This window comes from Mesorhizobium sp. M1A.F.Ca.IN.022.07.1.1, from assembly GCF_003997575.1.
Lineage (GTDB): Bacteria > Pseudomonadota > Alphaproteobacteria > Rhizobiales > Rhizobiaceae > Mesorhizobium.
The window spans coordinates 1-6029 of sequence record NZ_RZST01000345.1; the positions used below are offsets into that span (position 1 = coordinate 1).

The 6029-nt window shown below is 63.4% G+C and carries 6 protein-coding genes; 2 read left to right on the plus strand and 4 right to left on the minus strand.

What is annotated here, in order from left to right; all coding sequences use genetic code 11:
• Positions 1-840 (minus strand): glycine C-acetyltransferase (locus tag EOA75_RS27230; protein WP_127325608.1); only part of this gene is annotated, 840 nt, incomplete at its 3' end.
• A gap of 300 nt (positions 841-1140) precedes the next feature.
• On the opposite strand from EOA75_RS27230, the gene EOA75_RS27235 reads away from it, so the two are divergent.
• Positions 1141-3210, plus strand: a complete 2070-nt coding sequence (locus tag EOA75_RS27235; protein WP_127325609.1) for an EAL domain-containing protein — start codon at positions 1141-1143, stop codon at positions 3208-3210.
• Here EOA75_RS27235 and EOA75_RS27240 read toward each other — a convergent pair.
• Complete coding sequence (locus EOA75_RS27240) at positions 3207-3635, minus strand: MarR family winged helix-turn-helix transcriptional regulator (protein WP_095783187.1); 429 nt, start codon at positions 3633-3635, stop codon at positions 3207-3209. The two genes, EOA75_RS27235 and EOA75_RS27240, sit on opposite strands and share 4 nt — an antisense overlap.
• Before the next feature lie 169 nt (positions 3636-3804).
• On the opposite strand from EOA75_RS27240, the gene EOA75_RS27245 reads away from it, so the two are divergent.
• Complete coding sequence (locus tag EOA75_RS27245; protein ID WP_127239988.1) at positions 3805-4212, plus strand: hypothetical protein; 408 nt, start codon at positions 3805-3807, stop codon at positions 4210-4212.
• A 124-nt stretch (positions 4213-4336) separates the two neighbouring features.
• Here the strand turns inward: EOA75_RS27245 and EOA75_RS27250 are convergent, their stop codons facing one another.
• Positions 4337-5074, minus strand: coding sequence for a hypothetical protein (locus EOA75_RS27250; RefSeq protein WP_127325610.1), 738 nt, complete (start codon positions 5072-5074; stop codon positions 4337-4339).
• Positions 5075-5178: 104 nt separating this feature from the next.
• The coding region (locus EOA75_RS27255; RefSeq protein WP_245466754.1) for an FAD/NAD(P)-binding oxidoreductase at positions 5179-6029 on the minus strand (851 nt) is incomplete at its 5' end.

The following is a 6029-nucleotide window of genomic DNA, read 5'->3' on the forward strand; positions in this document are numbered from 1 at the left end:
TCCGGCGGCTATACCGCGGGGAAGAAACAGGTGGTCGACTGGCTGCGTCAGCGCTCGCGGCCAGTCGACCACCTGTTTCTTCCCCGCGGTATAGCCGCCGGACGCGCCGCCCAGCGCCTTGCCGAGCGTGCCCGTGATGATGTCCACCCTGCCCTCGACGCCGCAGTGCTCGGCCGAGCCACGGCCGTTCTTGCCGACGAAGCCAACGGCATGGCTGTCGTCGACCATGACCATGGCGTCGTATTTCTCGGCGAGGTCGCAGACTCCTTGCAGGTTGGCGATGATGCCGTCCATCGAGAACACGCCGTCGGTGGCGATCAGCCGGAAGCGGCAGTCCTTCGCCTCCTTCAGCCGCGCCTCGAGGTCGGCCATGTCGTTGTTGGCGTAGCGGAAGCGCTTGGCCTTGGAGAGCCTCACCCCGTCGATGATCGAGGCGTGGTTCAGCGCGTCCGAGATGACGGCATCCTCCTCGCCGAGCAGCGTCTCGAACAGGCCGCCATTGGCGTCGAAGCAGGAGCCGTAGAGAATGGTGTCGTCCATGCCGAGGAAGGATGAGATGGTGGCTTCGAGCTCTTTGTGTTCTTCCTGGGTGCCGCAGATGAAGCGCACCGACGCCATGCCGTAGCCGTAGCGGTCGAGCGCCTGCTTCGCCGCATCGCGCAGCTCGGGGCTGTCGGCGAGGCCGAGATAGTTGTTGGCGCAGAAATTCAGCACCTTCTGGCCGGCAACTTCGATCAGGGCCGACTGCGTGGAGGAAATCACCCGCTCGGACTTGTAGAGCCCGGCCGATTTCAGGCCTTCAAGCTCGTTGTCGATGTGGGAGAGAAACGCTGCGCTCATCGTATGGCCCTATTTTGTTTGATGCGGACTGTCGCGCTGCGGACAAGAAAAATCCATCGCAAAAACGACCGCTTCGGTGGCGTTGTGCAAGCCGCGCCGCAGCTCCTTCAGCGCAGCCGGACAAGAATGTGTTCAAATGCGACGATCGGCGAAAGGACATAATAACCATCCTCTCAGCTTTGTCGCGCCGCCGCCTCTGGCACCGTGTCGGTTTGCCGAGCTGTTAACCCTTTCACGTCAAGGGTTCTGGCGCCGCAAATCCATGGCAGGAATCCGTCGATCGGGAGGGGTCACTCAGTTATGTCGCAGCAGCCGGTGCACAGCGTTTCGCGCAAGCTGATTCTGCTGATCAAGAGCGGCTACTGGCTGGCCTTGCTGATCATCGCCGCCATGGTGATGGCTTCCTTCATCCTGCTGCAGCAGTTGATGGCGCAGCAGCAGCATAACGACGCGCTGCTCAACATCGTCTCCACGCAGAAGGCGCTGTCGCAGCGCATCGTCTTCCTGGCCAGCGCGACCGGTGCGGCCCCGCGCGACAAGCAGCCGGCGCTGGTCACCGCGCTCAAGCAGGCAACGGGCGAGTTCGAGACCAATTACGACCGGCTGCTCAAGGAGACCGGCGCCGATCCGCTATCGCCGGCGCGCAACGATCCGCAATCGATCGAATATGTGCTGTTCAGCAAGCCGTTCCATCTCGACTATTTCTCCGTCGGGCTTATCGCCAACGGCGATCGACTGGTTTCATCATTTGCATCCCAGCTCGGCATGCAAAGCGACGGCTATAAGGGCGGCGGCGAGCGCGTCGGCCTCGACGCCTCCGTCGCCAATGCGACTTTGTCCGGCTATGCCGCGCTCGGCCAGCGCATCAGCGCCTTCGCCACCGAGCGGTCGGATGAGATGCTCAGCCTGCACCGCACGCTGTTCTTTGCCACCATCGGCGTCATCGTGCTGGTCGCGCTATTCATCTTCCGGCCGATGTCCAAGGCCATCCTGCGCAAGACGCATGAACTGGTCGACGCCCGCAATTCGATGGCCTTCATCGCCGTGCATGACGGCCTGACCGGCTTGCACAACCGCACCTTCCTCACCGATCATTTCGACACGCTGATCAAGGGCGCGCATCGTCGCCGCGAGCGGCTGGCGGTGATCCAACTTGACCTCGACCGCTTCAAGCAGATCAACGACACGCTGGGGCACGCGGCGGGCGACTATGTGCTTGTCGTCACCGCGCAACGCATGCGCGATTCCTGCCGCGCATCGGATCTTTGCGCCCGTCTGGGCGGCGACGAGTTCGTGATGATCCTCAACGGCGCCGGCAGCACCGAGGACATCCATGCACTGGCCAAGCGCATCATCGCCAACATCAACGAGCCGATCACCTTCCAGGGCACGACCATAATGCCTGGCGCCAGCGCCGGCATCGCCGTCTATCCAGTCGACGCCGACAACGCGCAGGACCTGCTCGTCCATGCCGATCTCGCCCTCTATTCGGCCAAGAAGCTCGGCGGCGGCAGCTTCTCCTTCTTCTCCGAAGAGCTGCGGCGCGAGCTCGACTACCGCAAGCAGCTCGAGCAGGACATCCGCACGGCGATCGCGGAAAAGACCTTCGACGTCTATTTCCAGCCTCAAGTGTCGCTCACCAGCGGCAAGATCAGCGGTATCGAAGCACTGGTGCGCTGGAAACACGCCACGCGCGGCATGATCTCGCCCGGCGAATTCATCCCGGTGGCGGAGAAGTGCGGCTTCATGCCGGATATCGGCCGCATCGTCATCAGCAAGGCGATCAACGAAGCCGCCGAATGGGATCGCGCCGGCATCGATTTCGGACGCATCGCCGTCAATGTCTCGGGCACCGAGCTGCGCGAGCCGGATTTCGACAATTTCCTGTTCGGAACGCTGGAGCGGGCAGGGCTTGCGCCGCAGAAGCTGTCGCTGGAAATCGTTGAATCCGTTATCCTCGACGACGAGAAGACCGGCATCGCCGCCAAGCTCAGGCATATCCGCGCGGCGGGCGTCCATCTCGAGCTCGACGATTTCGGCACGGGCTATGCTTCACTCAGCCATGTCAACCCGAACGAGATCGATCGGCTGAAGATCGACCGCCGCTTCGTCCAGAATATCAACGAGAACGGCGACAACACCAAGATCGTGCGCGCCATCACCGAGCTTGCCCGCGGGCTCGGCATCTCGATCGTCGCCGAGGGCGCGGAAACGGAGGCCGAGCTCGACTCGCTGATGGCGATCGGCTGCGACCAGGTGCAGGGCTATTCGATCGCCTTCCCGATGCCGCAGGACAAGGCGCGCGAATGGCTTACCGCGCGCAGCCCGAAGAAGGCGAAGCTCAAGGTGCTGCAGGGCAGCCGGGCTTAACCTCCCACATTCGCCCGAAGCGCCGCCAGCACCTCGGCGAATTCCGCAAGCCGGTCGTCCGGCAGCCCAGCTCTCAGCCTTTTGTCGAAGGCGACGGCCTCGAGGCGCAACTTCTCGAACAGCGCTTCGCCGGTTTCGGTCAGCGCCACCTGATGCACCCTGCGGTTCTGCGGATCGCGGCGGCGCGTCAGCAGCCCTTGCGCCTCCATGGCGTTGAGGTGATGCGTCAGCGTCGCGCCCTGGATGCCGATCATGCCGGCAAGCTCGCGCTGGTTGGCCAGTTCCTTCGACTTGACCGAGAGCAAGGTCACCCAGACCGGCAGCGTTCCGCCGACCTCCACCAAGGCAGCGTCAAAGGCCTGCGCCACCAGTTTGGCGGTGCGCGCGAGATTCATGCCGATGGGCGGGCGATCAAATGGCGTCATGGCTGGACCCTAGAACAAGCAACGGGTTGGCGAAACTTCGCATGAAGCATTGACATCTAACTGTTAGATATCTAACTTTGTCTTATTAACGTTGTCGGACCCAGCCGATAGGCAAACCCGACAGGCAAAGCGTCACACCGGTGGCGGGGCGAACGAGAGGAATGCAGTCATGCAATATGTCTACATAGTCGTCATCGGCCTGCATGTTATGGCCGGCGTCTTCTGGGCCGGCACGACCATTGCGGTTGCCCGTGATCCGGAGATCAAGGCGGAGCGCTTTATCCGGCCGCAACTCGGCGCCTCCGGCATGGTCTTCTTGACCGGTCTGCTGCTCTGGTATTTCTTCCACGAAGGCGCTTTCGGCCCGATGGAAATAGTGCTGGCGCTGGGCATTGCGACGGCGCTGATCGCCGCCGGCGTGCAGGGCGCCATTGTCGCCTCTTCCAGCAGGCGATTGGCCGGTGCCGATGCGGCGACGCAAACGCAGTTGCGCGCGAAAATGACCAAAGGCGAACGCCTCGCCGGCGGGCTGCTGGTCGTCACCGTATTGTGCATGGCCACGGCCAGGATGTTCTGAACCGTCAACGGCTCGCGCGGTACCGGTGCAGGCCGGCGGCCGCGCGCGGCGCACCGGACCAACGCGGCAGGTGGCTCTCCTTGAAGGTCCGGTGCGTTTCCGTGGTGCGGCCGTCACCGGTGCATCAGATCACCTCAATGGAACCGCCGCGTAGTTTTTCCCGTCGCAGCTTTATATAGGTCCGCATATTCGGCGCGATGCGAAAACCTTCCAGTCTGACGTCCTGAAGCGCTGCCGCCCAGCCAAGCGCTTCATAACGGCCGCCATATGTGTCGATCGTCGCGGCGAGATCCTCGCGGCCCAGTTGCCTGGCCAAGATGGCGCAGGCCGCGACCCGCGTTTCGATCGAGCGGCCATATTTGGGTGCGAATGCCAAGCCGCCGTCGGCGAGGTCGTCGACCTCGTGCGCAAGCTGCAGGAACAGGATGTCCTCATCGCCGGCCGGCACGCCCTCCTGCAGAAGGCGCTCGGGGTCGCCGGTGTCGAATTTCATGGCGCCGACGCGGGCGACGAGGCCTTCAGCCCTCGGCCCGATCCGCCCCTCCAGCCATTTCCGGTGCGCCTCGCTGCGCCTGCTGGACCTGCCGTCCGGATACTGGCCGCTATCATAGGCAGCATGGAACATCGCCGCGAGGACGAAATCGAGATCCCTTTCGAAATGCGCCACAGACGAGGCGGCGCCTACCGCATGGCAGATAAAGGGCCGTCCCGACTTTCGATAGCGGCCGTTGAACATCGCGCATGCCACGCGATAGGCCTTCTGCACGCGTAGAAGATCGCCCAACGAGTGCCCGGACTCGTGCAATTGGATATAGAGCGCCGTATTGGTCTGGCGCGGAACGAACAGATCTTTTCCGGTCAAGCAAGCCCCCGACAATGCGACCCGGGTTGCAGCCCTCCGAATCCGCGCCCGAAAATTGCAAATAAGATCTGTCAGGTCTAGCCTGGCCATTGGAGGACCGAGGTTCAGATCCGGATGCCGAACCTGATGCCGTCATAGATGGCGGCGTGGATGTTGCGCGAGGCGACTGCGTCGCCGATGCGGAACAGAACAAAGCCGCCTTCCGGATTGCGCGGCGGAAAAATGTCGCCGCCGCTTACCAGCCGCTCGTAGTCGACCGCGCCGCCATTCTTCGACAGCGGCTTCAGCGCGAGGTAGAGATCGTCGAGCGGCGCGGTGCCATGCTCGACCACCACCTGGTCGACGCGCCGCTCGCCGCGCCAGCCATCGGCGAAGTCCGACGCCAGCTCGGCGATGAGCTGGTTACCCTCGCGTCGCACGGAGCGCAGACGAGTGTTGATGGTGACGGTGACGCCTTTCTCGTGGAAAGCCCGCATATAGGGCACGTGGTTCAGGCCGCCCATTTCCGGCGCGAAGAAGCGTTCGGGCGAGACCAGCTCCAGCTTCGAGCCGCTGTTGGCAATCAATTCCGCCGCGCCCATGCCCTGATGGCCGCCGTTGTCGTCATAGAGCAGCACGTTCTCGGCCGGCTTGACGCTGCCGGCCATAATGTCCCAGCTCGAGGTGACGAGATTGTCGCCCGCTGCCAGCGGCGGGTTCTGCGGCAGGCCGCCGGTGGCGACAATCACCACATCCGGCAACAGAGCCAAGACATCGTCTTTTTCGGCCCATGTGTCGTAGCGGATCTCGACGCCCAGGCGATCGAGCTCGGCAAGCCGCCAGTCGATGATGCCGATCAGCTCCTTGCGGCGCGGATTTTGCGTCGCTAGCCGCACCTGGCCGCCGGCCTGGCTGGACGCTTCGAGGACCGTCGCCTGATGGCCGCGTTCGGCGGCGACGCGCGCCGCTTCCAGAC

What these genes read in the sequence shown, in the direction of transcription:
- EOA75_RS27235 (WP_127325609.1), top strand. Translation starts at nt 1,141, where the DNA reads ATGTCGCAGCAGCCGGTGCACAGCGTTTCGCGCAAGCTGATTCTGCTG.
- EOA75_RS27240 (WP_095783187.1), bottom strand. Translation starts at nt 3,635, where the DNA reads ATGACGCCATTTGATCGCCCGCCCATCGGCATGAATCTCGCGCGCACC.
- EOA75_RS27245 (WP_127239988.1), top strand. Translation starts at nt 3,805, where the DNA reads ATGCAATATGTCTACATAGTCGTCATCGGCCTGCATGTTATGGCCGGC.